Origin of the sequence: Algoriphagus sp. oki45, assembly GCF_036245605.1 — a bacterium.
Taxonomy (GTDB): Bacteria; Bacteroidota; Bacteroidia; order Cytophagales; family Cyclobacteriaceae; genus Algoriphagus.
The window spans coordinates 247,502-274,338 of record NZ_BTPC01000003.1; the positions used below are offsets into that span (position 1 = coordinate 247,502).

A 26,837-nucleotide genomic window follows, 5' to 3' on the forward strand; every position below is an offset into this window, starting at 1 on the left:
AAAAAACTTCGTAGACATGAATAATAAACTAGCTCAGGACTTGGGTCTTCTGCTTGTTCGGCTTCTTACCGGAGGGATGATGCTGACCCACGGCATTCCGAAAATCGGCCGACTGCTTGGAGACGGGCCGGTTCGCTTTGCGGATCCTTTTGGTTTGGGACCCGAAATCAGCCTATCCATGGCTATTTTTGCCGAGGTGATTTGTTCAGCACTGATTATTTTGGGGTTCAAGACCCGCTGGGCGACGATTCCATTGATGATTACTATGCTTGTGGCGGCATTTTATGCCCATTGGGATGATCCCTTTGGCAAAAAAGAATTACCCCTCCTTTACTTTGCCGCATTTATGGGACTTCTGCTTAGCGGAGGAGGAAAATTTTCGTTGGATGGGATAAAAAGAAAATAAAAAAGCCTATCATTTCTGATCGGCTTCGTAGTAGCGGGAACAGGACTCGAACCTGTGACCTTCGGGTTATGAGCCCGACGAGCTACCAACTGCTCCATCCCGCGATATTGTGATGCAAAGGTAAGGACTATCTCTCAAAAATCAAGTACCTTTGCAAAAAATTCTTGGAAAATGAATCCCCAATCCCACAAAGCAGGATTTGTCAATATCATCGGTAAACCCAATGTAGGCAAGTCTACACTCATGAATATCCTTGTGGGTGAGCGGCTTTCCATCATCTCTTCCAAAGCTCAAACCACCCGTCACCGAATTGTCGGAATCACAAATACAGAAGATTACCAGATCGTATTTTCTGACACACCGGGAATGCTAAAGCCCAAATATGAGCTACACAAAAGCATGATGGGCTTTGTCAATCTCTCTCTGGAAGATGCCGATGTCATTCTCTTCGTCACCGACCTTTACGAAACTGAAGAAGAAATCGAGGAGGTCATTCAGCGTATCAATCAATCGGGAATTCCAGTCCTTTTGGTTATCAACAAAATAGATCTTGCCAAAGAAGGACAGCTGGAAGAAATCACCTCCTATTGGACCCAACGCGTAAAGGCTGATGTAGTGATCCCCATTTCGGCAAAAGAAAACTTCAATATAGAAAAAATCCTTCAGGAAATTCTGGACAAACTCCCCGTTCATCCCCCATTTTATGACAAGGAGGAACTAACAGACCGCCCGGAGCGGTTCTTTGCCTCCGAGATCATTCGTGAAAAGATCTTCACCAATTACAAAAAGGAAATCCCATACAGCACCGAAGTCGGTATTGAGGATTTTCATGAGGAAGAAGCGATCATCCGGATTCGGGCCACTATTTTCTGCGAAAGAAACAGCCAAAAAGGAATCCTGATCGGCGACAAGGGCAAAATGCTGAAGAAAGTTGGCACAGAAGCCCGGGAAGATTTGGAGAAGTTTTTTGGAAAAAAAGTCTTCCTCGAGACCTTTGTCAAGGTGGAGCAGGACTGGAGAAAAAACAAATTGAAACTTAAAAAATTCGGGTATGACACCCTTTAATCATGGCAAATATTGTAGCAATAGTAGGAAGACCAAACGTAGGAAAATCTACCCTTTTCAATCGTCTGGTAGAAGAAAGAAAAGCCATTGAGGACAACCTGAGCGGAGTCACACGAGACCGCCACTATGGACATGCCCAATGGTCCGGCAAGTTTTTTTCAGTGATCGACACGGGAGGATATGTCACTGGATCTGAAGATATCTTTGAGGCAGAAATCCGAAAGCAAGTCAAGCTTGCCATCGAGGAAGCCGATGTCATTCTTTTTGTGGTGGATTGCCATGATGGATTGACTGATTTGGATTCAGAGTTTGCCAATGAGCTTCGTGGGACAAAAAAGCCCCTCTACATCGTAGCCAACAAAGCCGATAACCTAGACAAAGCGCTGATGGCAAGCGAATTTTATGCTCTGGGGCTTTCAGATCATGAGATATTTCCAATTGCGGCAGTGAGTGGCAGCGGTACTGGGGAACTTTTGGATGCGGTAATTACCCACTTTGCCGAGGAAGGAGAGGAAGACCCGGATGCAGGAGTTCCCAAGATTTCCATTTTGGGAAGACCCAACGTAGGCAAATCCTCATTTCTCAATGCTCTGCTCGGTCAGGAAAGATCTATTGTCACCGATGAGGCAGGAACTACCCGAGACGCCATCCACACGAGATATAAGTTTTTTGGCAAGGACTTTATCATCACAGATACCGCAGGTATCCGGAAAAAAGGTAAAGTGAAGGAGGATATTGAATTTTACTCCGTGATGCGCTCGCTTCGCACTTTGGAAGAATCCGATGTGGTCATTATCATGGTCGATGCCACTCGCGGGCTCGAAGCGCAGGATATCAACCTGATCGGGCTTGCCATCAAAAACAACAAAGGGATTCTGATCATGGTCAACAAGTGGGATTTGATCGAAAAAGACCACAAGACCATGAACAAAATCAAGGATCAGATGATGGAGCGTTTGGGAGAGCACAAATGGATCCCGATCATTTTCACTTCAGTGACCGAAAAGCAACGGATTTTCCAAGCCATTGAGTTGGCCGTGAAGGTTTATGAAAACAAGACCCGTCGGGTGACCACATCCAAGTTGAATGATGTTTTGCTCGCAGAAATCGAAAAATATCCTCCTCCGGCATGGAAAGGAAAGTACATCAAAATCAAATATGTGACTCAATTACCCACCAAAAATCCGGTGTTTGCTTTCTTCTGCAACCTGCCTCAATACATCAAAAACCCCTATACCCGCTTCTTGGAGAACCGGATCCGGGAAAATTTTGATTTTGAAGGAGTTCCGGTAAAAATCATTTATAAAAACAAATAAAAAATATTTGAACGGCGCTTGCACAATTGAAAATAATACTAGTACCTTTGCCCTGTAATTAAGAAAACCATAACAAATGAAAAAAGTATTTGCAATTTTCGCAATCGCTGGTTTGATCGCTACTGCTTCTTGCGGTAACAAAACCACTGAAGAAACTGTAGAAGAAACCGTAGTTGTAGAAGAGACTCCAGTAGTTGAAGAAGTTCCTGCTGTTGATACTGCTGCTGTTGCTGCTGACACTACTGCAGTTCAGTAATCACTGACACACAGAAGAAATTAAAGCCTCAACTGAGTTGAGGCTTTTTTTGTGTCCTTATTTTTACCCGTCACCTTCACCTCCACTACCGAAAAAATAGTTTATTGGCCACAGCCCACCACCGGAATCACCAAATTCCGGTATTTTTACCTACATGAAGATCCCTCCTGCCCTGATTTCTATTTTCACCAAGCATCTGCCTCCTACCTCTGTTTCTTATTGCGCCTTGCTTTGGGAGGAGATTCCTTTTCACTTTCATGTCAAAGCTCCCCGCACATCCAAACTTGGCGATTTCAGATACCGCAAAGACCAAAAAATCCAAACCATCACACTCAATTCAGACTTAAATCCATACCAGTTTTTACTCACCTATATTCATGAAGTGGCCCATTTGAGGACTTTTGAAAGATACGGCCTCGCACATGCGCCACACGGAAAAGAATGGAAAAAAGAATTTCAGCAGCTATTGGCACCCATGCTTGTAGAGTCGGTCTTCCCCAGAGATATTTTAGTCCCTTTGAGACTTCACATGAAAAATCCATCAGCCAGTTCGGCAAAAGATCTTTTTCTCATGAAAGAAATGAGCAAATACGATCTGAAAGCCACAGACTCGACAGAGAAGTTTTTGGCTGATTTACCTGAAGGCCAATCCTTTTTCTTGCAAGGAAGGCAATTTACCAAAAAAGAAACGCGGAGAACCCGCGTGCTGTGTGAAGAGGTAAGTACTGGGAAAAAGTTTTTGGTATCGAAACTGGCTAAGGTCACTCCTGCCTAATTTTCAATTAATCTCTTTCCTCCCCGATTTGATTTTCAGGCTGAGAGAAGTCCTTTGGTTGAGGTAGTTCCTGTATGGAATTGATTCCAAAATATTCCATAAACTTCTGAGAAGTCCCATAGAGCAAAGGACGTCCTATCCCCTCGGATTTACCTTTGATTTCGATCAGTTCCTTTTCCAGAAGCTTTTGGATCGAGTAATCGGAATTCACTCCGCGTATCTGCTCCACATCTCCCTTGGTCACGGGCTGCTTGTAGGCTACGATAGAAAGCGTTTCCAATTGGGCAGTCGAAAGCTTTTTCTGGGATTGCTGTCTGAGAAGAATACTGATGGATGTCTGATAGGCCGGCTTAGTCAAAAACTGATATCCTCCACCCAAATGCTCCAAGGCGAAGGAAAAATCGTCCTGATTGTATTTTTTTCGAAGGTCGTAAATAGCCGATTCAACATGGTCTACAGGGATTTCCGCCTCAAACATCTCTCCGAGACATTTGACAATCTCGGAGACTGAAAGGGGTTCGGGAGCACAAAAAATCAGTGCTTCGATATGTCGATGAAGAAATTCCAAGATTTCTTTTGCTACTAGTTGGTCAAAAAACCAGCCTGGATATGTTCAAGGTATTCAATAATAATAAGCTTTTAGCAGGTAGAAGAAACAATCCTAAAGCTTAAGCAGGGATTGTTTACTTTTTTGCAAGTTTAGCTTCGATGGAATGCATGGTATGGGGCACTGCTTTGAGTCTTTCTTTAGAAATCAGTTTCCCGGTATCCACGCAGACTCCATAGGTGCCGTTTTTGATCCGAATCAGCGCATTCTCCAAATTGATGATGAATTTTTGCTGCCGGGCGGCAAGTTGACTCATGCTTTCGCGCTCCAGTGTATCCGCTCCGTCTTCAAGTAGTTTGGAGGTAGAAGCAGTGTAGTCAGTTCCACTGTCATTTTTCTTACTCAGGGTCTCTTTGAGAGACACCAATTCTTCCTTGGCCACGGCCAATTTCTGCAAAATGATCTCTTCAAATTCCTTTAGTTCTTCGGGAGAGTATGCTGTTTTTCCTTCCTGACTCATAGCTTCTAGGGTTAAAGGATTGGAAAAATCCAATCGTTGACATGGGTTAATTTCCCTAAAATACGTCGGTCTTCGATATTTCCAAAAAGTAAGACAAGCCAACAACGGATAAATCCATAAAGCCCATTCGGTGAAAATTTTTAACCCTTAACAATCAATAACTTATAAAAAAATCAGGATAATATGTTGAAAATTTAGGCTACAGCCTGTTCATCTTGCATCAGCTTTTTCAGCCTTTTGGAAAGGCAAGTAAGGTCTACTGAGATGCGAAAGCGCATGGTCAGATAGGATTGAGCTTCCAGTAGCTCTTTTCCTTCTTTGAGGACTATCTTTTCGATGGTTTGAGTGATAAGGTCGCGTTCCATAAAATTCAATCTTTCTGTCTTATTAATATACAGAAAAAATGGTTTTAGGTTACAATTAATGTAGAAAATCAAAGTTTTATCCCTACCACTACCGTCTTTTTGATGACAATCAGCTCCCCGGAGAGATTATACAATTCAGTCAAAAGCACATAATATCCCGGACGAACTCTGCGTCCTTCGGCATCTGTACCATCCCAAACAAATATCCCTTCCCTTCCCAAGAGTTGATTCTGCCCCAAAGTCTCCACCAATTGACCCCCTGAAGTGTAAATACGGAAGGTCCCAAGCCAGCCAGGTTGATCCAAAAGATAGGAAATGGTAGTAAATGAGGGGCCAAAGCTTCCTTCCGGATCAAAAACCTTGGGATCGATCGTAATCACTGACTCTAAATCCTTGGGCTCGATGTCCTGAGAGTTTCTTCGGCCCGGAGTAGCGTAGTCTTCCCCCTCGGAGGCGGATTGCCAGTTTTCAGAGGTCGCCGCTGCCGGAATTTTAGAAATTCTCTCCAGAGAGACCCCTTTAGAGTTGCGGAGAAGAGGATGATGCAAGGAGCTGGAATACCGAAACTCCTCCTCTACTTCACCATCTGGCCGGACCAATACCACAGTACCTCCTGAGATGGGATAACTGGGCAAGGAAGAAATCTGCAGCATCCTTCCTGAGGCGGACTTGGGATAGGTGATTTTCAGTCGGGTAGAATCCGTAGAAATCGCCAAGTAGCCCTCCGGAGGAAGAAAAAGGCCCCTTTCACCAAAAAACCTCAACTGTGCCACCTGCCCGTCTGAACTTCTATTCCCCAAGGCCCATCCTTCCAGATTGAGATATTTCTGGGTAGTATTTCGAATTTCCACAAACTTGGGTTCCCCAGGAAGGGGATCAAAAAGCAATTCATTTAGGATCAGGTCACCTTTTTGAACTTGGGAAGGCCAAACCAAACTTATCGGCCCCAATTCAGGCAGTTCACTTCCTAAGCAGTTTTGTAGTCCGGTAAGACTTATTGAAAGGACAACCCCCTCTTCTATCGGACGATTGAGGTACACTCGAATCTCTTTTCCGGAAATAAGAAAGGCCGAATCGATACCCACTTCAGGAGAAAGCCACACATTTCCCGGACCAAACACGGATAAAATGGGATAACTCAACTCAATGAAAATCTGCATAGAATCCAAAAAGTACCCCCTGGAAATCATGGGCATCTCTCCTCCAAAATCAGGATCAAACACAGAATTGAGTTCTCCCGGAGTACCCCTTTGGGGAGATTGGGAAGGAAGCAGAAAATTAGAGTTTCCACAGAGGATGCTGGGGTTGATGACCTCCAAACTGTATCCTCCTCCAGAAAATTCAGATCCACCCCAAGAAGCCGTAGTGTAGGAAAGCTCATCGACCAGCAATTCTCCAGTTGATTTTAGGCTGACTTGATCGCCTGAATTTAGTAGGGTCGGCCAAGAACCAATGGCTAAAACCTCTCCGAAAGGCTGAAGCAGACTGGCTTGATTTGCCGGGCAAAGCAAAAGATAGCCTCCCGGGGGCATCCAATATTCCGGAAGAATAGCTGAGGTCCTGGAATTGGATAAAACTAACCCTCCTAGCCTCCACTCTTTCTCTCCCGGATTAAAAAGCTCGATGTATTCCACATTGGGCAGATCCTGATCATTTCTTGGGGCCGGCATAAGCTCGTTGATTACCAGAGACTTAAGTTCGAAAGCAGTAGGATCAAAAAAAGAAAAAGCAATCATAGTATCCTGAAGGAAATTTCCTTCCAAATCCGGAATTGACCTAACTCCGATTTCATAAGATCTTCCTTCCTCCAAGGTTTGGGAAAATGCAAGAATTGCCGTGGAATCGTTGAGCAAACTAACCCGTTCTGGATTTTCTCCCTCCAAGGTGTAAGCTAATGGAATCTGAGCAAAACCGGGATCTACCGGCTCATCAAAGCCTAAAAGAAGTTCGGTAGCAGAATATCCCTTGACCCAATCAATCCCGGGAGGATCAGTATCCACTACAATTACCCCGAAATCAAAATCATCCATCAGCCAACGCGCAGCACTACCCGAACCCGGACCATATTCGATATCTAGCTTGAGAAAAAATTCCGTTTCTGACCTCATTTCCTCTGGCAGATCCAAAATATACCTCCGGAATTCCTGATCCTCATTTCCAAATTCATTCTCCTCTCCTAACCTTGTTCTTCCTTCATACTCCCCGTTAAGACTTTTCCCCCAAGAATAATAAACCACTGCCGGACGACTTCCAGTACCGTTTCTAAGAGATCTGGCCCAAAATGACACCTTGGGATCGGATAAGCCCTCGGTGGACAACCTAACCCAAAGCACTCCATTGAAGGTGCTGATGGGCTGCACCGCCAGGGCACCGCTTCCCTCCCTACCGGCACTGCCAGATCGGAAAATTCTTGCTGAGGTACTGCGAACCTCATTTCCCCACCAACCCGGAAGAAATTCCTCCGGAAAAGACTGAATCTGAAAGGGAGATTCAAAAGACTGAGTTTGGGTAAAAACAAATTCAGGCCGAATCAAGGCAAGGAAAATTTCAAAAAAGACTAGTACCGCTTTTCTATTCATGGAAAAAATGGGAAAAGTAAGCTGAAGTTACTATTAAGTATTCAGTTTTAAAACAACCTATCCTTTCCCGTTAAAATTTTGTGCTTAGCTCCTGAAAATGAATCAACAGTCCTTACTTTTGCAACCCATTACCTTACAAAAACCTATTTATACCATGAAACTGGCTGTAGTCGGTGCTACCGGACTGGTAGGCTCCGAAATCCTCGAAGTGCTTGATGAGCACAACTTCCCTTATGACGAACTGCTTTTGGTCGCTTCAGAGCGCTCGGTAGGTAAACAGATCGAGTACAAGGGTAAAAAACACACCGTGATCGGTCTTGCTGATGCGGTAGCAGCCAAACCCGAAATCGCCATTTTCTCTGCAGGAGGAAGTACATCCTTGGAATGGGCTCCTAAGTTTGCAGAAGCAGGGACTGTAGTGGTGGACAACTCCTCTGCCTGGAGAATGGATCCGACCAAAAAGCTGGTCGTGCCTGAAATCAATGCAAAAGAGCTGACCAAAGAAGATAAAATCATCGCCAACCCCAATTGCTCCACTATCCAGATGGTGTTGGCATTGGAGCCTTTGAGACACAAGTATGGAATCAAGCGAATCGTGGTATCCACCTATCAGTCGGTAACCGGTACTGGTAAGGCTGCCGTAGACCAGATGATGGCTGAGCGTGCTGGCGAGGCAAATCCACCTAGGGTGTATCCACACAAGATCGATATGAACGTACTTCCTCACATTGATGTATTCCAGCCCAATGGATACACCAAGGAGGAAATGAAGATGATCAACGAAACCAAGAAAATCTTCAGCGACAATACCATTCAGGTGACTTCTACCACCGTGAGAATCCCAACCATGGGAGGTCACTCCGAGGCGGTCAATGTGGAATTCAAGCAGGACTTTGATTTGGCAGAAGTGAGAAGTCTGTTGGAAAGCGCTCCGGGAATCGTGGTACAGGACGACCCGACCAACTTTGTGTACCCTATGCCCATCACCTCGCATAAAAAAGATGAGGTATTCGTAGGCCGTCTGAGAAGAGACGAATCTCAACCCAATACCCTAAACATGTGGATTGTGGCAGACAACCTGAGAAAAGGTGCGGCAACCAATGCCGTGCAGATCGCTGAATACCTTTTGGAAAATAAACTCGTCTGATGAATCTCAGCGAGGTCAATAGCGCTGAGTTCAGACAATTTGTGCAGGATCATCTCCGGGAAGATCCTGCACTTTTGCTTTTTAAGTATCAGGGAAAAGTTTCTTTTGACCTGAAAATGGCTGTGCAGCAAATCTCTGCGCGACAGAAAATTGCCAAAAAACTCCCTTCCTGGGCTGAAAATCCGGATTTGATTTTTCCGGCTAGTATTTCTCTGGAGCAAAGCTCATCAAAAGAGACCGCCCATTTCAAAGCAAAAGGATTGACCGGGAAAGTGATGCTTGACCTTACTGGAGGCTTAGGAGTAGATTTTTTTCATTTGAGCCAAGGTTTTGAAACCGGAATTTATTGCGAAAGACTGCCTGAACTTTTTCAAATTGCAAGCCATAATCTTGAACTATTAAATCCCGGCAAATTTGAATTTGTCGAAGGGGATGGCCTGGAGTTTTTGTCGAAAACTGACCTTGAATTCGATCTGATCTATGCCGATCCAGCCAGGCGTGGAACCGGAAACCAAAAACTTTACAAACTCCAGGACTGCGAGCCGGATGTTATTGGAGCTTGGGACTTGATGAAGTCCAAAAGCAAACAAATCCTCCTCAAAGTTTCGCCTATGCTGGATATTTCCCAAGCTTGGTCCGAACTTCCTGAGATCCATAAAATCACCGTGGTTTCTGTTAAAAATGAGGTGAAAGAACTTCTCCTTTTCTGGGAAAAGGGAAATACATCCAATTCCAAAACAATTGAAGTGGTGGATTTAGGCAGTGGATTTGACACATTTTCTTTTGAGCCAAAAGAAGAAGCACAGGCTGATTTTTCAATGGGGGAAACCGAAAAATATCTGGTAGAGCCGGTCAGTGGAATTCTGAAAGCAGGAGCATTTCATCTTTTTGCCCAGCGATTTGGTTTGAAAAAGCTGGAAAGAAACAGCCATTTATATACTGGGACTACTATCCCTGAAGGTATTCCGGGAAGGATTTTTGAAGTCGTTCAAGAAGTAACTCCCAAAAAGCAGGAAATCAAGTCTCTTTTCCCCGCCGGCAAAGTCAATGTAATCTGTCGAAATTATGTCACGGGGGCCGAAGAACTGAAAAAGAAACTTGGGCTAAAGGACGGTGGAGAGGATTTCCTGATTGGAACCAAAACTGGAAGCGGATACAAGGTTTTTTGGTGCAGAAGGATGTAGTGATCAGTAGGCAGTCTCAGATAATAGAGACAGAAAATGAATATTCTAAATGTTTCTACATTTGAGGTCATTAAGTCCCTTACAGAATGAGCACAGAAGAGAAGGAAATCTTAAAAGAAAAACTGAAATCAGCCATCCTGAATTCCGGGGAAGACTTTTTAAAAATGAAAAAGCGACTTGGTCAAAAGATCGTCGCCCAAATCGATGGCAAAATCGTAACTCGTACTCCAGATTACTTTTTGAGAAAAATGAAGGAGAAAAAAGTTTTGGAAAAATCTGAAGAGAGAAAATAAGGATCTCAACTGGTAGTTCATCTTGGAAGATGGGTTTTCATCGCTTAGAAAATATGTTAGGTTTTAGAAAACTTGGAGGTTTTGAAACAAAATTGATTTTTGAATTTTATTGATGAAATGCTTCATAAATGAGAAGCCTTTGAGTTTTTGAAAGCCTCAAAGGATAAAAAAAACGCCCCCGAAGATCAGGAGCGGTTTTTGAACGTTTAACCAAATATTTATTTTCCTTATTATTTTGTTTGAAATCCTACCCTCATGATCGTTGTAGCAGGTGTGGAGAGCGTCATGGTTTTTACAGATTTCAGATCATTGAGATCCAGCACGTCTATCTGAGTCCGCGAAGGGCTGAGGACATAAAGGTATTTTTCAGAACTGGTCAAAACCGGCGGATTTTCATTCATCAAGCGATAGGTTTCAAATTCGTCCCTTACCTTTCTGGCACTGAAATCTTCCACAGAAGCCACAGGAATGGCAGATTCAACTACCATGTCGCCGTTGGTGGCATTCAAAACCATCACTTCATTGGATTTATTCTGAATGATCAGTTTGGACCCATCCGCACTGAAGAAATAGCCCACCACATCGTCACCATCGTATACATTTCGCATGGATTTGGCGGCAGGATCAATAGCAAAAATTCCCTTGTTTCGGGACCAACCATAGAAAATGGGGTTGTTGTCATGTGCTTTGATTGTACCCATCCAGTTGCCTGAGGTAGATTCCAAAGGTGCTATATTGTCAATTTTGAACAGCTCATTGTTAGCTCGCGCCACAAGAACTGCAGTAGTGCCGCCGAAGATCGCAAATTCGCCATTGCTCGCATCTCCGTGGATACCGGACACGCTGACATCAGCATTTTCCGCCAGAACAGCCTTGTTGGAATCAATAAGTTTAATGGTTTGGGGTAAAGCCCCCGGGATATCGGGGTTTTTGAAAGTAACTGCAAACTTATTTCCTTTCAACCAAGTAGCAGCCCCATGGTGAACTTCATTGCCCAAGTCTCCCAGTACTACCGGCTGGAAAGAGGGCGTTTCCATCGATGCTTCCCTAGCCCAGGTAATTGAACCATCGCCGTCATTGAAGATGACGATATTGCCACTGCTCGCTGAGAAATGGGTTGGAAGTGGGACTTCGGCGGTAGCATTAAGCCAGCGGATATCATACTCATGCCCATGATCCTCATGATTGACTATGCCCGTGTCAAAAAACCGAACAATTCCAGCTGTCCGCTCCACTGAGGTAATATATTGCCCGGTAGTGCTGAGGTAATTTCTACTTCCTTCAGCAAATGGGTTGACATTGGGTGTGGACAAATTTCCATTGAGCGGGTTCATCATGCTGAATCTCCCGGAGGCATCCCAAGATGCAATGCGGATCCATTCGCTCTCCTGATTTTCAAAAGTAGGCTGCTCAACAATGGGAGTCTCGTCTTCTTGGCAAGAAAAAGCCACAAAGGCAAGTGACAAAATAGATAGTGCTCTTTTTTTCATAGAAAGTCGGTTTAATTATTTCCGGACCAAAGAAAAGCCCCATTTTTAGCATTTGCAATAGTGTTGCAATTATTTTGCAACTTTATTGCAATTTTCTTTAAAAAATTAATTCACGCTCCTACCTTTGCTTTTTGAAACAGTGTTGCAAAAGTGAGTTATCAAAAATCAATCAGCCTGTGCTTGGTACTTTTTTGGGTTTTGGGAGCTACAGAAGTCTGGGCCCAATCAGAGATTTCCCTTCGGATAATGGACCAAGCCAATCAGCCCCTATCCGCTCATATATTAGGCTATGCTGCTCAGGAAAGTCCCGTTTGGGTGCTGATAGCAGATGGGGAAGGTCGGGCAACAATTTCCCTAAAGAATTCAATAGAGAAAATAGAAATCACTCATGTTGGTTTTGAAAAAAGAAGCGTCACTATATCCCAAATCAAGCAACTGAATGGGGTCATCCTACTCGTGCCCTCCTCAAAGAATCTGGAAGAGGTAGCAGTCTTGGGCAAAAAAGAAGCTTTGGGAACCCTATCAAGCTCATTATCCACCCTAAAAGTGGATAAAGAAGAATTGCTTAGTCAGCAATCCATCACTTTTGCCGGGGCATTGGAAAATCTCCCGGGAGTCCAGGCTATGAATATGGGGGTAGGGATCTCGAAGCCCATGATTCGAGGATTGAGCTTCAACAGAATTCTCATCGAAGATTCTGGAATCAAACAAGAAGGGCAGCAATGGGGTGCTGACCATGGACTGGAAATCGACCCACACACCAGCGGAGATGTGGAAATATTCAAGGGACCTGTTTCTTTGATTTTCGGACCGGATGCCCTTGGAGGTGTCGTAAAGATCAATCCTATCCCAGCACCTTTGAAGGAGCGCATTTCAGGTTCTGTTGCTCTCGATGCCCAAAGCAACAGCAGGCTGATTGGCTCCTCATTAAGTCTTCAGGCGAGAAAAGGGAAATATTTTGGACTAGGAACTCTTTCAGTAATGAGTCATGGAGACTATGAAGTTCCGGCAGATCGGTATACCTATGCAGGGTACGTCTTACCGATTGTTGACCAACGACTTAAAAATACAGCAGGAAGACAGCTTAACTTCACTTTGGCCGGGGGAAAACTACTTTACAATGGAGAAACCCGACTTACACTTAGCCGATTTGGGCAGGAAGCTGGGATTTTCACCGGTGCTGTGGGAATTCCTACAACCTATAGCCTAGAAGACGATGGAGATTCCAGAGATATCCAATTCCCCAGACAAATCAATACCCATTGGAAATTGATTTCCAACACACACTGGGAAAGAAAAAAAGTTAACTACACTCTGGACTTGGGATACCAAGCCAATCGAAGAAGGGAAGAGTCTCTTCCCCATGTTCATGGTGTTGGGCCAACTCCTTCCGGAAATTTGGCACTGGGACTTTCACTGGATACTTATACGGCAAATTTTGCCGCAAAATATCCACTATCCAAGGGAAGCTTACAAGCCGGAATCATGAATCAGTTCATGAACAATACCTACTCCGGCTTTGAATTTCTGCTTCCAGCCTACAGAAGCTTCCAATCCGGCATATATGGGGTTTTGGAATGGGCTCTTTCAAAAAAAATCAGCTTGAATATTGGTGCTCGTGTAGATTCTCAACACCTGAAAATCGACGAACACTTGCAGCCCATTTATGAGCGGCTAGAGCCGACGGGGGAGTTTGACCAGAGAAATCCCGATATCAGTCGAAGCCCTTTGGCTCCGAGTATTTCTACGGGTTGGATTTGGCAGGTTGACGATTCCCGTCTTGTCAAATTCAACTTGGGGTCTGGAATAAGATTTCCAACACCCATAGAACTGGCTTCTAATGGAATCCACCATGGTAACTTTCGTCATGAAAAAGGAAACTCAACGCTAACCACTGAACGGAGTTGGCAGGCAGATTTGGGCATGAGCCAGGAATGGGGCACTTTTTCCTTGGCCATTTCGTCTTTTGTTTCCGTTTACCGGGATTTTATCTACCTGGCTCCAAGCGGCCGATTCTCCCCCCTTCCAGGCTCCAGTATGCTATGGGAATACCGCCAAGACAATGCCTTGTTTGCAGGAGGTGAAATCCAATTCAGCTACCTCAGCCCATGGAATCTTCGAACTACCTTGAGCGGGGAATATGTCTGGAATCAAAATACAGAAAACCAGCTTCCGCTTCCACTGACCCCACCCGCGTCGATTCTTGCCAGTTTGGATTACCCTATCCAAAATTCTTCCTCAGTTTTCAGGGATTGGAGTTTGGGGATGGATTTTCGGAAAACCTTTGCCCAAAACCGGGTAGCTCGAAACGAGCAGGCTACCACTGGTTATTTTTTGGTGGACTGGAGAATGAACGGAATGGTCACAATAGCGCAAAAAAACCTCGCATTAACGATCAGTATAAGAAATCTGGGAAATGTACGCTACTTAAATCACCTAAGCAGATACCGCCTGATCAATATTCCCGAACCGGGAAGAAACGTCTCCATTTCACTCACTTACCCCTTGAATTAAACCAACAAACTATATGATACGCACACCAAATAAATTATTCCTGCTTGCCTTCTTCGGATTGACTTTACTCAGCTCCTGTACTGATTCGGGTGAACCTCAAGACCTGCAGGCTCCAGAAATCGGACCTGTAGCAGGCACGACAGCTATCAGTCCAAGTGCTGGCCAAGTATTCTCTCCTAACGAGCAAGGGGTTGATGTTGCTTTTCAGGTAACTGACCCTCAGGGAGTTCAAGAAGTCCTTTTGGATATCCATGGGGGATTTGACGGTCATTCCCATGGACGCTTGCTGAGCAACTTTGAGCGACTGAATGTGAGAAAAATATTCAGTGCCTCCGCCTCAGATACCAGACTGAGAATCGAAGCAGGGAGCACCTCAGTCCGAATCGATCCTTATGCGGTGATTTGGGAAGGTCCAGAAGCGGAAGTTCAGGGAAATGTACTTGCCGGCCCCTATCACATCACGATATCTGCTGCGGATATCAATGGCAACCAAACCAGCTTTGGAGATGGGTCAAACTACCACACCACTTTTTATATCCAGCGCCCTTATGCGCCAATGATCGAGCTCACTGGAGGTGCTACTTCGGTTTCTGCCAAGGCAGGAGATCCTTTGGAATTGGAAGGATTTATTCAGACTACTGCACACCCTTTGAGCACTCCTTTGAAATTCGTTTGGTTGCGGCTGACCAATCAGGACAGGTTTGACGAACAAGAAGGAGGAAATGCCCAGGTACAAGTGTTTGGAGAGCAGATGATGGGTGAATCAAGCTGGAGAAATCTCAGAGGGGCAGCCCTACCCTCCTCAGAAAGTCTATCGCTCAGAAACCTGACCGAAGCTCAGGCCCTCACGGTGCCCACAGGACAAAGCCAGCTCATTCTGATTATCTGGGTGGAAGATATGGCAGGCAATGTGACCAGAAAGGCTATTCCGGTAAGGGCAGGTTAATTGAGCACTACCCAATAAAAAAAGGGAGTCCAAAAATATTGGACCCCCTTTTTTGACTTCGGAGAATTTTGATGAAAGAGTAAAAATCACTCATTCACTTCCTCATAATCCACGTACTCTCCGCCTTCAATATCTTTTTTTCGCTTTTCCAACTCCTCTTTGGGGATGTAATCCACGTTTACAGAATCTTTTGGTCGGGAGGCTCGCTGCTGTGCTCTCTGCTGCTCCATGGCTGCTTCATTTACCTGACGGGCAAACTGGGCTAGTTTGGATCGGAGAAAATAGCGAATCAGCTGCCCAAGCAACCATCCCACACCTAAAATTATGATCAGAAATTTTACCAAATCTTTTTGATTTTATCGAACTGGATTATCTACTCAAATAGATGTTTCGCTCTGAGTAGATTTTGAGGAAATAATCATCCATCAAGTCGTCGATAAAGTAAATCGCCTCTCCGGTGGATTTCATTTCAGGTCCCAGTTCCTTATTGACATTCGGGAATTTGTGGAAGGAGAAAACAGGCTCCTTGATCGCATAGCCTTTTTTCACTGGCTTAAAGGTAAAGTCAGTGACTTTTTTCTCTCCCAACATCACCTTTACGGCATAGTTGACATAAGGTTCCTGATAGGCCTTACAGATAAAGGGAACAGTCCGGGAGGCTCTTGGGTTCGCTTCGATGACGTAAACCTTATCATTCTTGATTGCAAACTGGATATTGATCAGCCCGACAGTCTTCAGGTCCAAGGCGATTTTCTCGGTGTAGGTCTCAATCTGACGGATCACCAGGTCGCCCAAATTGTAGGGAGGGAGCACGGCATAGGAGTCTCCGGAGTGGATACCTGCAGGCTCGATATGCTGCATAATCCCGATGATGTAGACATTTTCTCCGTCACAGATCGCATCCGCTTCGGCCTCAATAGCTCCTTCGAGGAAGTGATCGAGAAGAATCTCATTGTTAGGAATATCACGAAGGACATTGACCACATGCTCTTCGAGTTCCTTTTCGTTGATCACGATCTTCATCCCCTGCCCTCCTAGGACGTAGCTTGGACGAACAAGTAGTGGGAACCCAATAGTCTTGCAAAGCTCAAGGGCTTCGTCAGTATTGTGAATGGTGCCAAACTCCGGATAAGGCACGTTGTTTTCTTTCAAAAGGGTGGAGAACAACCCTCTGTCTTCTGCCAAATCCAAGGCCTCAAAGCTCGTACCGATGATCTTGATGCCGTATTTGGAAAGCTTTTCTGCCAGTTTCAAAGCGGTCTGACCTCCCAGCTGTACGATCACGCCCTCAGGTTTTTCGTGCAGGATAATCTCATAAATATGCTCCCAAAATACCGGCTCGAAGTATAGCTTATCCGCTACATCCGGATCGGTAGAAACCGTCTCTGGGTTACAGTTGATCATGATGGTCTCGTAGCCACACTCTTTGGCAGCCAATACACCATGCACACAAGAGTAATCAAACTCAATCCCCTGTCCAACTCGGTTTGGACCAGAACCCAAGACCACCACTTTCTTTTTGGCTGACCGCTCGGATTCATTTTCTTCTCCAAAAGAGGAGTAGTAGTAAGGTGTTTGCGCCTCAAATTCGGCCGCGCAGGTATCCACCAGCTTGTAGACCCGCTTGATTCCCATCTCGTGGTAGCGCTTGTTGAATACATCGCTTTCCAAGCAATCCAGCAGGTGCGCGATCTGACGGTCCGCATAGCCTTTTTTCTTGGCTTTGTCCATCACTTCGTAAGGGATGTTTTCAATTGTGTATTTCTCGATTTCGGCTTCTACATGCATGAGCTCCTCGATTTGCTTGAGGAACCATTTGTCAATTTTGGTCAGGTCCTGAATAGTACGGAAGGAAATGCCCAGTTTGAAGGCGTCATACACATGGAACAATCGGTTCCAACTTGGATTGGCCAAAGAATACAGGATTTGTGCTTGGTCTTTGAGTTCTTTGCCATCGGCACCCAAGCCATTTCGCTTGATTTCCAAAGACTGACAGGCCTTTTGAAGGGCTTCCTGAAAGTTTCTGCCGATGCCCATCACTTCCCCTACCGCCTTCATGGAAAGTCCCAATCGGCGGTCAGAACCTTTGAATTTGTCAAAGTTCCAGCGAGGAATCTTCACAATCACATAGTCAATAGATGGCTCGAAGTAAGCGGAAGTAGTTCCGGTGATGGAGTTGGACAGTTCGTCCAAGTTGTAGCCGATAGCCAGCTTGGCAGCTACTTTGGCGATCGGATATCCGGTGGCTTTGGAGGCCAAAGCAGAAGATCGGGACACCCTAGGGTTGATCTCGATGCCAATGATCTCCGAATTATCAGGACTTACAGCAAACTGCACGTTACATCCCCCGGCAAAATTGCCGATGCTATTCATCATTGTGATAGCATAGTTTCGCATGCGCTGATAGACCGTATCCGGAAGGGTCATGGCAGGAGCTACCGTGATGGAATCTCCTGTGTGCACACCCATGGGATCAAAGTTTTCGATGGAACAGATCACAATCATGTTCCCGATATTGTCCCGCATGACTTCTAGTTCGTATTCTTTCCAGCCTAGGATGCTTTGTTCGATCAGTACTTCATGCACAGGAGAGGCCTGAAGACCGGCTGCGAGGAGCTTTTCGAAATCTTCTGCTTTTTCCACAAAAGCTCCTCCTGCACCACCCAAGGTGTAGGATGCTCTGATGATTAGCGGAAAGCCGATTTCCTGAGCAATTTCTTTCCCCTGAAGCATGGAGGTAGCAGTAGCCCCTTTGCAGACACCCACTCCGATTTTTTCCATCAGGGCTTTAAATTTTTCCCTATTTTCGGCCGTATCGATTGCATCGATATCTACCCCGATCATTCGAACATTTGAGTTTTTCCAGATTCCTGCTTTTTCGCAGTCAATGGCCAAATTGAGGGCGGTTTGTCCACCCATGGTCGGCAAAACGGCATCAATATCAGGATGCTCAGCGAGAATTTTTCGTATGGATTTCTTTTCCAGTGGAAGCAAGTACACGTTGTCGGCGGTCACGGGGTCGGTCATGATGGTCGCCGGATTGGAATTGATCAGCGTGACTTTGATGCCTTCTTCCCTGAGGGAGCGAGAGGCCTGAGAGCCGGAATAGTCAAATTCGCAAGCTTGACCGATGACGATGGGACCTGAACCGATGATGAGAACGTGCTTGATGCTACTGTCTTTAGGCATTAGAGAGGAGGGTTGAGGAAAATTTTACTTAAGTCCAAATTGGGGCAAAATTAGAAAAATTATCCGTAGCCGGAAGGATTAGATCGGATAAAAGTCCTTATACCCTTGATAAAAAATGGATTTATTGTCTTTTTTTTTCCCTATCCAAACAATTACCAAGGAATCTTTATTTTCGCCGAATGAACTGGAATAGCTTTGAATTTTTCCCAATACTGGGAGAAAAACTAACCTCAGAGAACACACTCCCCCTCGATTTTACCGAAGGCAATGAGGCCCTCAGACAAGTAGATCTTAGCAACACAGCTGATTTTGACCGATTTGTTTTTGCACAGCTTGAGAAGGCAGGGAAAAGATATGGGATAGGCGGCTATCTAGAAAAAAGATCCATTTACCGACGAAGTGAAAACTTCCTTACCGAAGCAGAAGCTTTTCGGAATATCCACCTAGGAGTGGATATCTGGACAAAGGCTGGGGCACCGGTATTTGTACCCTATGAGGGGAGAGTTCACAGTTTTCAGGATAATCAGGGCTTTGGAAATTATGGTGCAACCATTATTCTTCAGCATGAATTGAATGGAAAAACTCTTTTTAGCCTATACGGACATTTGGCAATCAGAGACCTAGATGGATTGGAAGTGGGAAGAAAGTTCAAAGCGGGTGAGCTCCTTTGCCATGTAGGACCTTTTCCGGAAAACGGAGACTGGCCTCCACACTTGCACTTTCAGTTGATGTGGGACTTAGGAGAAAATTGGGGAGATTACCCGGGGGTTGCAGCAGAGAAGGATTTGGAGTTTTATAAAAAGAATTGTCCAGATCCAAAGGGAATTTTAGGATTACAGTAATAACTAAATGAAACAACAATAAAATCAGTAAAAATAAACCCGAGAAATTGGAGCAATGACCAAGGTTTGCATCAATCTTAAAAAAGTGAAAATGCGAAGAACACAAACTAAAAAACAAAACTAGCAGAATGCTTTTTAACTCTATTGATTTTGCAATATTCTTACCGATAGTTTTCACTCTCTATTGGTTCGTTGCAAATAAAAATTTGAATCTTCAAAATTTATTGATTGTTGTCGCCAGTTATGTTTTTTATGGCTGGTGGGATTGGAGATTTCTATCCCTAATTTTTTTCAGTACGATGGTAGACTATTCCATAGCTCTAAGACTTAAAAATGAAGAAAATCAAATCAAAAGAAAACTACTTCTATGGACAAGTATTTTAATTAATCTTGGGTTTCTCGGCTTTTTTAAATATTACAATTTCTTTCTTGATAATTTCATTACAGCATTTTCATTTTTTGGATTTGATATAAAACCTAATTCTTTAAACATTATTCTACCGGTAGGAATAAGTTTTTACACATTTCAAACAATGAGCTATACGATAGATGTGTACAGAAGAAAACTTGATCCAACAAAAAATTTTATAGCTTTTGCCGCATTTGTGAGTTTTTTCCCACAATTAGTTGCTGGACCAATTGAAAGAGCAACAAATTTATTACCTCAATTTTACGAAAAAAGATCATTTGATTACTCCAAAGCTGTCGACGGGATGCGTCAAATACTTTGGGGACTATTCAAAAAAGTGGTAATCGCTGATAATTGCGCTGAATTTGCTAATCAGATTTTTAATAACTCTTCTGACCTGAATGGAAGCACTTTAGTTTTGGGAGCCCTATTTTTCACATTTCAAATTTACGGGGATTTTTCAGGATATTCTGATATTGCTATAGGTACCTCAAGATTATTTGGATTTAATTTAATGAGGAATTTCGCTTTCCCTTATTTCTCACGAGACATCGCAGAATTTTGGCGTAGATGGCATATTTCTCTATCTACTTGGTTTAGAGATTATCTTTATATACCATTAGGCGGTAGTCAAGGAGGAACTTTAATGAAGGTAAGAAACACATTTATAATCTTTATTATAAGTGGATTTTGGCATGGAGCAAATTGGACCTTTATTGTTTGGGGGGCATTAAACGCAATTTATTTTCTACCTCTTTTATTGACCAACAAAAATAGAAACAATTTAACTATTGTAGCACCGGGAAAACTTTTCCCATCCATCAAAGAATTTTTGCAAATTCTAATCACTTTCTTATTGACTGTTTTTGCATGGATTTTCTTCAGAGCAGAGAGCATTGGTCATGCTTACAGTTATATTTCAGAAATATTCTCACTATCTCTTTTTACCATTCCAAAACTGACCGGATTAAACAGAGCTTTAGCCACTGTTTTCTTAGTAGGAATATTCTTATTAATAGAGTGGCTTGGACGAGATGGACAGCATGCAATTGCCCATCTTGTAATAAAATTGAAGCGTCCTTTAAGGTACGCAACTTATTATGCTATAATATTTCTAATATTTTATTTTGCAGGAAAACAACAAGAGTTTATTTATTTTCAATTCTAAAGAAATGATAAAGAAATTTATAAGAAAAACGAGTTTATTTATTTTGGTATTGTTTCTTTTCATATTGACTGGCAGTTTCCTCCCTACTACACCAAGGGCTTCAAAATCACTCTTATTTGCAAAAATAAATAAGGATAAGGCATTGCAAGAAACACCATCGCCACGAATTATTTTTGTTGGTGGCTCTAATCTAAGCTTTGGTTTAAATAGTCAAATGGTAAAAGATTCATTGGAATTAAACCCCATAAATACAGCCATTCATGCGAAAATAGGGCTTAGTTACATGCTGTCAAGCACAGAACGATATATAGAAAAAGGAGACATTATTGTTCTGGTTCCAGAGTATGATCAATTTTATGAAAAAAGCGATGAATGCTCTACTGAGTTATTCCGTACTATAATGGATGTTCAAAGAAGCGACATCAAACTATTAAATACTGAAAAATACATGTCATTTTTTCTGAATACATTTCGTTATTCGATTTCTAAATTTATTCCTACAGAATATTTTTTCTTAAATGAAAGCGATATATATAGTGTAAATTCATTCAATAATTACGGCGATGTTTTCGCTCACTGGAATATGCCCAAAGAATATTTTGTACCATATGGAAAAACTTATGACAAAAATTTTAACCAATCAATAATAAATGCTGTAATTGAATTTAAAGAACAAATAGAAAAAAAAGGAGCAAGACTATTCGTTTCATTTCCAAGCTTTCAAGATATTTCTTTTGAAAACAGCTTAGATAGAATTGAAAGAGTCCACAAGGAATTTCAAAATAAAAATATAAATATACTGGGTACGCCAGAGAGATATAAAATGGCAGATAGCCTAATGTTTAATACTCCCTATCATTTGAACAAAATTGGTGTTGAATACCGAACCCAGCTGCTCATTGAAGATATAAAAAACAAACTGGCTCATTAATCTTTTTCAAAATAAAGAATAGAATTCTAAGTAGCAGATATCAAGTGTTACAGCCCACTAAAACCTTGTTTACATTTGGCCTAAAATAGTACTGCAATTCAGCATTATTCATCCTTTTTACCTTTTTTAACTGCCTCTACTTCCTCGGATGAAACTCCGTCAGCACTTGCCGGAGGTAATCACGATCCAAGTGAGTGTAAATCTCGGTAGTCGTGATGCTTTCGTGTCCAAGCATCTCCTGCACAGCCCGCAAATCTGCCCCGCCCTCGATCAGGTGCGTGGCAAAAGAATGCCGAAAGGTATGCGGGCTGATATTTTTCTTAATTCCTGCTTGCTCCGCAGTCTTTTTGATAATCAGGAAAATCATCACCCGGGTGAGCTTTTGTCCCCGACGGTTGAGAAAAACAAATTCCTCGTGGCCTTTGGCGGGATTCTGATGGACTCGGATTTCATCCTGATAGATTCTCAGATACTTCAAGGCATCTTTCCCGATCGGTACCAATCGCTCCTTATTTCCTTTTCCCACTACTCTAAGAAATCCCGCATCGGCAAATACTTGGCTTTTCTTCAGCTCGACTAGCTCGCTGACCCGGAGCCCCGAGCTGTAAAGCATTTCCAGCATGGCTCTGTTGCGATGGCCCTCGGGTTCGCCGAGAGGAATGGCTTCCAGAAGCTGCTCAATCTCAGGATAGCTAAGGGTATCGGGGAGTTTGCGTCCGAGTTTGGGGGCTTCCAAAAGCTGCGAAGGATCTTCTTTGATTCGATCCTCGTACATCAAAAAGCGGTAGAAAGCTTTGATCCCAGAAATGATTCGGGCTTGGGTGTAGGCCGAGATTTCAAGGGCGGCCAGAGCATTGACAAATCGGCGGAGATGCTCCAATTCCAGTTCTAGCGGACTTTTCCCGGGAAATTCCCGTTCGATATAGTCTGCCAGCTTCTCTACATCTGCTGTATACGCTTCGATGGAATTTTCGCTCAGGGATTTCTCCAGCTTGAGGTGATGACGGAATTGGCGGATCAGCGGGGCCCACATTTTAAAGTTGTAGAGTGGTAAAGTTCAAAAGTTGTAAAGTTGCGTCAACCTTACAACATTACCACCTTACAACTTTTCAACTTTTTCCAACACCTTGTCATATAACCTCTGATAATTTTCGATTAAGTAGTGTACATGAACCGAAACCAGCTAGATACTTTTCTGCGAAAGCACCACCGGGAGGCATTTCTTTGGGCCCGGCAGTGCTGCGGATTTGATGGGGAGCTGGCCAAGGATGTGATTCAACAAGTGTACTTGAAAATCCTGGAGGGAAAAGCCCGAATGAAAACCGAAGCCCATCCCAAAACCTGGCTCTTTTCGGTCATTCGCTTCACAGCCATGGACGAACTTCGAAGTAAAGGCAAATGGCAGGAAGTGGAGATCGAGGAAAATATGGCCTGGGAAACCGAACCGGAAGAATCGGACAGCCATGAAAGCCTAATCCGCCGATTGCCTAAAATGCAGCAGGAAGTGCTGTTGATGGTCTTTTACCACGACATGACTCTGGAGGAAGCCGCCAAGGTCCTCCAGCTGCATATCGGAACTGTTCGCACCCACTACGACCGGGGCAAAAAGAAACTGAAAGAATGGATTGAAATCCGAAAAACCTTTGAGGTTTAAAGAAACTTCGAAGGTTTAGTTAAGGACCATCCTAAAATAAAACGACAAAAAAATCATCTGTGAAAATCAGTGCCATCTGTGAGACATATGAACATCAATAAAGATCCCGAACTAAAAACCTTCTTTCAAGAACTCCGCAAGCAGGATGAGCACTTGCTTATTCCTCCTTTTCCGGAGGTGGAAAAGAAAAGCAGGTTCATTTGGTGGATTCCTGCAGGTATTGCAGCCACCTTGCTTTTTGGGGCTTTTTTCCTTACTGGAGAAAAGTCAGAAGAACCTGCTCCGGAGGTGTTGATCATTACCTTGGAAGAAGGCCCTAATCAGGAATTGCAGTTTCAGATACAGGAAACCAACGAAATGGATATATGGGAATCCCCCACGACTTCCCTGTTGACTGAATATTAAACTAAACCAACTATTTCCAAAACTTTATTCTTATGAAAAAGCTCCTTCTAATTTTATTTATGCTTTCAGCAGGTATTTGCTCAGCCCAATATGTGACTCCTCCGGCAGCTAAATTTCCCTCAACTCCAATGGGATATACATTTTCTAAAACTGCTCCCAGTGACCCCTTCCAAAGTAAAATCTACACCACCACCAACCTGATGGAAGAGCGGGAGGCAATTGGCCTAACCGAGGCCCAAGTAACCAAAATCAAAAAGCTTCATGCGGAGAATTCCGGGCAGTTTTCTACCCTCAAATGGGACCTCGACGATGCCACAGCCAAAATGAAAAAGATGCTCGATCAGCCCAAAATCAATGCTTCGGAGGTATCCCGGCAACTCGATGAAGTCCTAAGGCTGGAAAATCAAATGAAGCGGATCCAGATGAGTACGATGGTGGCAATCAAAAATGAACTGACCCCAGAGCAAATCGAAAAGCTGGAGGCTCCGAAGAAGTATTTCATTCAAAACGGAACCACTATAAATGGAGAAAGACTCTCTGGCTATAGTCAAAATTCTTCCAATGTGATCTTGAACGGTACCGCGATTTCTACTTCCCCAAAAGTAGCCGTAACGGTAAATGGCAATGGTGAGCAGCCACTTTACTTTTTGGAAACCAAATCTGGGTTGAAAAAAGTCAAATCCTTTGAATCTATTGAACCCAAGGATATTGAAAGTGTATCTGTTCTAAAAGGGGATCAGGCCACTGAAAAATATGGCGAAGAAGGATCAAACGGAGTAATCATTATCAAACTCAAAAACATGCCGGAATAAACTCAAACCTACTAAACCAAAAAGGAAGGCCAATTAGCCTTCCTTTTTTTAATTCTTGCTTTTTCGAAAGTCTATAAAGGTCTTCCAGCTGTAATAAAATACAAGCCAAAAAATTCCCAGGATAAATGCCAGCAACACGCCTAAAATTAGCAGATAGGCAAAAGATTTCAGATACTCCATAGTTCCTAAAGTTGAAGGATCAAGATAGGATTAAATCTTTAATTTAAAAACTTCCAACTCGCCTTGTGGTTTTTATCCAAGGGTTTGCCGGTCACTTTTGCTCTCAGGATTTCGATCGGCATGGCGTTTTGAGTCATAATCAAATCGTGAAATTCTTTCTCAGGCATTTTACCGGACTCTACCATTTCTTTTCTCAGGGAATAGATCTCCAAGGCTCCGATCATGTAGGCAATCTGATACAAGGGACCATAATTTCCTTCAAAGGATCGCCTGACTTCCGCCTCGGCATTGGCACGCTCATGACCGACTTTTTCCACCAGCAGATCGATGCATTGCTGTGGGGTCATTTTTCCTAAATGATAATTCAAGGAGAAAATAATCCGTGCACAGCGGTGCATTCTCCAGAAGAGCATGCCCACTTTGTCTTTGGCATCCCGAGGGAAGTTGCGGTCCCAAAGCACAAACTCCCAATACAGCGCCCATCCTTCGGTCCAAAACGGGGTACCAAACATCCTCCGATGGGTCATGTGCCGCTGATTCATAAACTGCTGCAAGTGGTGACCCGGGATGAGTTCGTGCTGCACGGTAGCTCTGGAAAAATGGGGATTATTGCCCCGCATGGACATCATCTTGTCTTCATGGCTCATCTCAGAAGTCGGATAGGAAATCTGTATGACTTCTCCTCCCAAGAAAAAGGGACTCACCCGCTGCCTTTCGGCGGAGATCATGGTCGTTCTCCAGGTCTCTTTGGCTAGGGGCGGCACAGTCAGCCAGTCGTTTTTCTCCATCAAATCAATCGCCTCTTCTCCCAATCGTACCACTTCCTCAGGCCAGGCACCGGCAGGGAGGTAAGTTTCCTTGACCATTTCCAAGGCTGCCTTCCAGTCATTGCCAAAGCCTAATTCATTCGAAGCCTTGAGCATCTCTTTTTCACACCAGGCAAACTGCTTCTCCGCCTCAGCGATCAGTTCTTCCGGAGAATAGGCGATCATCTCAAATCCCAATTGTTTCTCCAAAGCTTCTCTTCCAATCGGCTTTCCGATGATGCCGCTTCCGTCGTCCTTTACTGAATTCGTGTAGTGCTCCCGTAAAGCCTTGGCATAGGCCTTCATGCTGGCGTCGAGTTTTTTCCAGGGTTCCGGCATCCACCAGGTAAAGGAAGGATCATAATCGTAGTAAAAGTCATAGGCTTCTTTGGTCACCCGGTTTAGACTCTCCACGGCAGAGGCCGCCAAATCGGCCGTTTGCCAGGAGGTGTATTTGGAGGCAGCGGGCAAAGCTTTGAGTTGAGCATCCACAGCTTTGGCAACTTGGTTCCAAGAGGCAGCAAGCGCTTGGGAATCCGGCTGCTTGGCTCGACGACGGGCCACTACAAAGTCTTCCAAGGGCTTCCCAAAAGCGAGCACGGATTTGATTTGCTCAAAATCCCTACGATCCAGATCCAGGACAGCCAAGGCCTCCTCCAGATAGTTACGAAAAAGCACGTAATCGATTTTCCCATCCTCGGAAAGCGCCTCGTAATTTTGAGCCTGAAGCGTTCGTAAATACTCTTGATTGAACTGCTCCATTCTGGTAAAATACTCCTCCGAGAGCCGATTGGTATAAAGACGGGAAAGCGCCCCCCGGTCGGCTTGATAGGCTGTGATGAGATTGACCAGCTCGGTGGCATTTGCCCAGAGGGAGGACAAAATGAGGAAAACGAGAAGCACTGTTTTTTTCATGGGATGGTTTTTTCTTGGACGGCATTCTATATCTCTAACATAGAATATTCTGGGGTTTGAAAAAACAACATTATTCCCAATGGCAGAAAGGGTTTTCTATAAGTTAAAAATTACCACATAGGC

The 26,837-nt window shown here is 43.9% G+C and carries 25 protein-coding genes and 1 tRNA gene; 16 read left to right on the forward strand and 10 right to left on the reverse strand.

Annotated features, from left to right (window positions below):
* The first annotated feature begins 16 nt into the window (after nucleotides 1–16).
* Complete coding sequence (locus tag AAA942_RS15120; RefSeq protein ID WP_338221125.1) at nucleotides 17–406, forward strand: DoxX family protein; 390 nt, start codon at nucleotides 17–19, stop codon at nucleotides 404–406.
* A 31-nt stretch (nucleotides 407–437) separates the two neighbouring features.
* On the opposite strand, the gene AAA942_RS15125 is transcribed toward AAA942_RS15120, so the two are convergent.
* Nucleotides 438–510 (reverse strand) — tRNA-Met (locus AAA942_RS15125).
* 67 nt (nucleotides 511–577) lie between these two features.
* On the opposite strand from AAA942_RS15125, the gene era reads away from it, so the two are divergent.
* The 4 genes from era (at nucleotide 578) to AAA942_RS15145 (ending at nucleotide 3,818) form a co-directional block, all read left to right on the forward strand.
* A complete protein-coding gene (gene era, locus AAA942_RS15130) occupies nucleotides 578–1,471 on the forward strand; it encodes a GTPase Era (protein ID WP_338221126.1) in 894 nt (297 codons plus the stop codon).
* A 2-nt stretch (nucleotides 1,472–1,473) separates the two neighbouring features.
* A complete protein-coding gene (gene der, locus AAA942_RS15135; RefSeq protein WP_338221127.1) occupies nucleotides 1,474–2,787 on the forward strand; it encodes a ribosome biogenesis GTPase Der in 1,314 nt (437 codons plus the stop codon).
* A 76-nt stretch (nucleotides 2,788–2,863) separates the two neighbouring features.
* Nucleotides 2,864–3,043, forward strand: coding sequence for a hypothetical protein (locus AAA942_RS15140; RefSeq protein WP_338221128.1), 180 nt, complete (start codon nucleotides 2,864–2,866; stop codon nucleotides 3,041–3,043).
* Nucleotides 3,044–3,197: 154 nt separating this feature from the next.
* Nucleotides 3,198–3,818, forward strand: a complete 621-nt coding sequence (locus AAA942_RS15145; RefSeq protein ID WP_338221129.1) for a SprT-like domain-containing protein — start codon at nucleotides 3,198–3,200, stop codon at nucleotides 3,816–3,818.
* A 7-nt stretch (nucleotides 3,819–3,825) separates the two neighbouring features.
* Here AAA942_RS15145 and scpB read toward each other — a convergent pair whose 3' ends face one another.
* The 4 genes from scpB to AAA942_RS15165 form a co-directional block, all read right to left on the reverse strand.
* On the reverse strand, nucleotides 3,826–4,386 hold the full coding sequence (gene scpB, locus AAA942_RS15150) for an SMC-Scp complex subunit ScpB (protein ID WP_338221130.1): 561 nt from the start codon (nucleotides 4,384–4,386) through the stop codon (nucleotides 3,826–3,828).
* A 115-nt stretch (nucleotides 4,387–4,501) separates the two neighbouring features.
* On the reverse strand, nucleotides 4,502–4,885 hold the full coding sequence (locus AAA942_RS15155; RefSeq protein ID WP_338221131.1) for a TraR/DksA family transcriptional regulator: 384 nt from the start codon (nucleotides 4,883–4,885) through the stop codon (nucleotides 4,502–4,504).
* Between the two features lie 194 nt (nucleotides 4,886–5,079).
* Nucleotides 5,080–5,250 carry a hypothetical protein gene (locus tag AAA942_RS15160; RefSeq protein WP_338221132.1) on the reverse strand — a complete coding sequence of 57 codons (171 nt, stop codon included), beginning with the start codon at nucleotides 5,248–5,250 and terminating at the stop codon, nucleotides 5,080–5,082.
* 68 nt (nucleotides 5,251–5,318) lie between these two features.
* Nucleotides 5,319–7,829, reverse strand: coding sequence for a lamin tail domain-containing protein (locus AAA942_RS15165; RefSeq protein ID WP_338221133.1), 2,511 nt, complete (start codon nucleotides 7,827–7,829; stop codon nucleotides 5,319–5,321).
* Between the two features lie 154 nt (nucleotides 7,830–7,983).
* On the opposite strand from AAA942_RS15165, the gene AAA942_RS15170 reads away from it, so the two are divergent.
* From AAA942_RS15170 to AAA942_RS15180, 3 genes are all read left to right on the forward strand, one after another.
* Nucleotides 7,984–8,976: an aspartate-semialdehyde dehydrogenase gene (locus AAA942_RS15170; protein ID WP_338221134.1), complete on the forward strand. Its 993-nt coding sequence runs from the start codon at nucleotides 7,984–7,986 to the stop codon at nucleotides 8,974–8,976.
* A complete protein-coding gene (locus tag AAA942_RS15175; RefSeq protein ID WP_338221135.1) occupies nucleotides 8,976–10,160 on the forward strand; it encodes a class I SAM-dependent methyltransferase in 1,185 nt (394 codons plus the stop codon). The genes AAA942_RS15170 and AAA942_RS15175 overlap by 1 nt, the downstream gene beginning before the upstream one ends.
* Nucleotides 10,161–10,246: 86 nt before the next feature.
* Complete coding sequence (locus tag AAA942_RS15180; RefSeq protein ID WP_338221136.1) at nucleotides 10,247–10,453, forward strand: hypothetical protein; 207 nt, start codon at nucleotides 10,247–10,249, stop codon at nucleotides 10,451–10,453.
* 230 nt (nucleotides 10,454–10,683) lie between these two features.
* On the opposite strand, the gene AAA942_RS15185 is transcribed toward AAA942_RS15180, so the two are convergent.
* Nucleotides 10,684–11,943 carry a hypothetical protein gene (locus tag AAA942_RS15185; protein WP_338221137.1) on the reverse strand — a complete coding sequence of 420 codons (1,260 nt, stop codon included), beginning with the start codon at nucleotides 11,941–11,943 and terminating at the stop codon, nucleotides 10,684–10,686.
* Nucleotides 11,944–12,123: 180 nt separating this feature from the next.
* On the opposite strand from AAA942_RS15185, the gene AAA942_RS15190 reads away from it, so the two are divergent.
* Both AAA942_RS15190 and AAA942_RS15195 read left to right on the forward strand, forming a co-directional pair.
* Nucleotides 12,124–14,457 carry a TonB-dependent receptor gene (locus AAA942_RS15190; protein ID WP_338221138.1) on the forward strand — a complete coding sequence of 778 codons (2,334 nt, stop codon included), beginning with the start codon at nucleotides 12,124–12,126 and terminating at the stop codon, nucleotides 14,455–14,457.
* A 13-nt stretch (nucleotides 14,458–14,470) separates the two neighbouring features.
* A complete protein-coding gene (locus tag AAA942_RS15195) occupies nucleotides 14,471–15,403 on the forward strand; it encodes a DUF4625 domain-containing protein (RefSeq protein WP_338221139.1) in 933 nt (310 codons plus the stop codon).
* An 86-nt stretch (nucleotides 15,404–15,489) separates the two neighbouring features.
* On the opposite strand, the gene AAA942_RS15200 is transcribed toward AAA942_RS15195, so the two are convergent.
* Nucleotides 15,490–15,747 (reverse strand): DUF4834 family protein, encoded by a 258-nt coding sequence (locus AAA942_RS15200; RefSeq protein WP_338221140.1) that lies wholly within the window; start codon nucleotides 15,745–15,747, stop codon nucleotides 15,490–15,492.
* 25 nt (nucleotides 15,748–15,772) lie between these two features.
* Complete coding sequence (carB, locus tag AAA942_RS15205; RefSeq protein WP_338221141.1) at nucleotides 15,773–18,592, reverse strand: carbamoyl-phosphate synthase large subunit; 2,820 nt, start codon at nucleotides 18,590–18,592, stop codon at nucleotides 15,773–15,775.
* Between the two features lie 179 nt (nucleotides 18,593–18,771).
* Here carB and AAA942_RS15210 point away from each other — a divergent pair, with 179 nt between their 5' ends.
* The 3 genes from AAA942_RS15210 (at nucleotide 18,772) to AAA942_RS15220 (ending at nucleotide 21,942) form a co-directional block, all read left to right on the forward strand.
* Complete coding sequence (locus AAA942_RS15210; RefSeq protein ID WP_338221142.1) at nucleotides 18,772–19,434, forward strand: peptidoglycan DD-metalloendopeptidase family protein; 663 nt, start codon at nucleotides 18,772–18,774, stop codon at nucleotides 19,432–19,434.
* A gap of 128 nt (nucleotides 19,435–19,562) precedes the next feature.
* Complete coding sequence (locus tag AAA942_RS15215; RefSeq protein ID WP_338221143.1) at nucleotides 19,563–21,011, forward strand: MBOAT family O-acyltransferase; 1,449 nt, start codon at nucleotides 19,563–19,565, stop codon at nucleotides 21,009–21,011.
* Between the two features lie 4 nt (nucleotides 21,012–21,015).
* A complete protein-coding gene (locus AAA942_RS15220; RefSeq protein ID WP_338221144.1) occupies nucleotides 21,016–21,942 on the forward strand; it encodes a hypothetical protein in 927 nt (308 codons plus the stop codon).
* A 136-nt stretch (nucleotides 21,943–22,078) separates the two neighbouring features.
* Here the strand turns inward: AAA942_RS15220 and xerD are convergent, their stop codons facing one another.
* On the reverse strand, nucleotides 22,079–22,975 hold the full coding sequence (gene xerD / locus AAA942_RS15225) for a site-specific tyrosine recombinase XerD (RefSeq protein WP_338221145.1): 897 nt from the start codon (nucleotides 22,973–22,975) through the stop codon (nucleotides 22,079–22,081).
* Between the two features lie 135 nt (nucleotides 22,976–23,110).
* On the opposite strand from xerD, the gene AAA942_RS15230 reads away from it, so the two are divergent.
* From AAA942_RS15230 to AAA942_RS15240, 3 genes are all read left to right on the forward strand, one after another.
* Nucleotides 23,111–23,596, forward strand: a complete 486-nt coding sequence (locus AAA942_RS15230) for an RNA polymerase sigma factor (protein ID WP_338221146.1) — start codon at nucleotides 23,111–23,113, stop codon at nucleotides 23,594–23,596.
* Between the two features lie 87 nt (nucleotides 23,597–23,683).
* The gene (locus tag AAA942_RS15235; protein WP_338221147.1) at nucleotides 23,684–24,001 is read left to right on the forward strand and encodes a hypothetical protein; all 318 of its coding nucleotides are present in this window, start codon (nucleotides 23,684–23,686) and stop codon (nucleotides 23,999–24,001) included.
* A gap of 32 nt (nucleotides 24,002–24,033) precedes the next feature.
* A complete protein-coding gene (locus tag AAA942_RS15240; protein WP_338221148.1) occupies nucleotides 24,034–24,813 on the forward strand; it encodes a Spy/CpxP family protein refolding chaperone in 780 nt (259 codons plus the stop codon).
* A gap of 218 nt (nucleotides 24,814–25,031) precedes the next feature.
* On the opposite strand, the gene AAA942_RS15245 is transcribed toward AAA942_RS15240, so the two are convergent.
* A complete protein-coding gene (locus tag AAA942_RS15245; protein ID WP_338221149.1) occupies nucleotides 25,032–26,714 on the reverse strand; it encodes a DUF885 family protein in 1,683 nt (560 codons plus the stop codon).
* Nucleotides 26,715–26,837: the final 123 nt, after the last annotated feature.

Bases quoted from the DNA above. Each gene is read 5' to 3' on its own strand.
- AAA942_RS15120 (WP_338221125.1), top strand. From the start codon at position 17: ATGAATAATAAACTAGCTCAGGACTTGGGTCTTCTGCTTGTTCGGCTT.
- era (WP_338221126.1), top strand. From the start codon at position 578: ATGAATCCCCAATCCCACAAAGCAGGATTTGTCAATATCATCGGTAAA.
- der (WP_338221127.1), top strand. From the start codon at position 1,474: ATGGCAAATATTGTAGCAATAGTAGGAAGACCAAACGTAGGAAAATCT.
- AAA942_RS15140 (WP_338221128.1), top strand. From the start codon at position 2,864: ATGAAAAAAGTATTTGCAATTTTCGCAATCGCTGGTTTGATCGCTACT.
- AAA942_RS15145 (WP_338221129.1), top strand. From the start codon at position 3,198: ATGAAGATCCCTCCTGCCCTGATTTCTATTTTCACCAAGCATCTGCCT.
- AAA942_RS15155 (WP_338221131.1), bottom strand. From the start codon at position 4,885: ATGAGTCAGGAAGGAAAAACAGCATACTCTCCCGAAGAACTAAAGGAA.
- AAA942_RS15160 (WP_338221132.1), bottom strand. From the start codon at position 5,250: ATGGAACGCGACCTTATCACTCAAACCATCGAAAAGATAGTCCTCAAA.
- AAA942_RS15165 (WP_338221133.1), bottom strand. From the start codon at position 7,829: ATGAATAGAAAAGCGGTACTAGTCTTTTTTGAAATTTTCCTTGCCTTG.
- AAA942_RS15170 (WP_338221134.1), top strand. From the start codon at position 7,984: ATGAAACTGGCTGTAGTCGGTGCTACCGGACTGGTAGGCTCCGAAATC.
- AAA942_RS15175 (WP_338221135.1), top strand. From the start codon at position 8,976: ATGAATCTCAGCGAGGTCAATAGCGCTGAGTTCAGACAATTTGTGCAG.
- AAA942_RS15180 (WP_338221136.1), top strand. From the start codon at position 10,247: ATGAGCACAGAAGAGAAGGAAATCTTAAAAGAAAAACTGAAATCAGCC.
- AAA942_RS15185 (WP_338221137.1), bottom strand. From the start codon at position 11,943: ATGAAAAAAAGAGCACTATCTATTTTGTCACTTGCCTTTGTGGCTTTT.
- AAA942_RS15195 (WP_338221139.1), top strand. From the start codon at position 14,471: ATGATACGCACACCAAATAAATTATTCCTGCTTGCCTTCTTCGGATTG.
- carB (WP_338221141.1), bottom strand. From the start codon at position 18,592: ATGCCTAAAGACAGTAGCATCAAGCACGTTCTCATCATCGGTTCAGGT.
- AAA942_RS15210 (WP_338221142.1), top strand. From the start codon at position 18,772: ATGAACTGGAATAGCTTTGAATTTTTCCCAATACTGGGAGAAAAACTA.
- AAA942_RS15215 (WP_338221143.1), top strand. From the start codon at position 19,563: ATGCTTTTTAACTCTATTGATTTTGCAATATTCTTACCGATAGTTTTC.
- AAA942_RS15220 (WP_338221144.1), top strand. From the start codon at position 21,016: ATGATAAAGAAATTTATAAGAAAAACGAGTTTATTTATTTTGGTATTG.
- xerD (WP_338221145.1), bottom strand. From the start codon at position 22,975: ATGTGGGCCCCGCTGATCCGCCAATTCCGTCATCACCTCAAGCTGGAG.
- AAA942_RS15230 (WP_338221146.1), top strand. From the start codon at position 23,111: ATGAACCGAAACCAGCTAGATACTTTTCTGCGAAAGCACCACCGGGAG.
- AAA942_RS15235 (WP_338221147.1), top strand. From the start codon at position 23,684: ATGAACATCAATAAAGATCCCGAACTAAAAACCTTCTTTCAAGAACTC.
- AAA942_RS15240 (WP_338221148.1), top strand. From the start codon at position 24,034: ATGAAAAAGCTCCTTCTAATTTTATTTATGCTTTCAGCAGGTATTTGC.
- AAA942_RS15245 (WP_338221149.1), bottom strand. From the start codon at position 26,714: ATGAAAAAAACAGTGCTTCTCGTTTTCCTCATTTTGTCCTCCCTCTGG.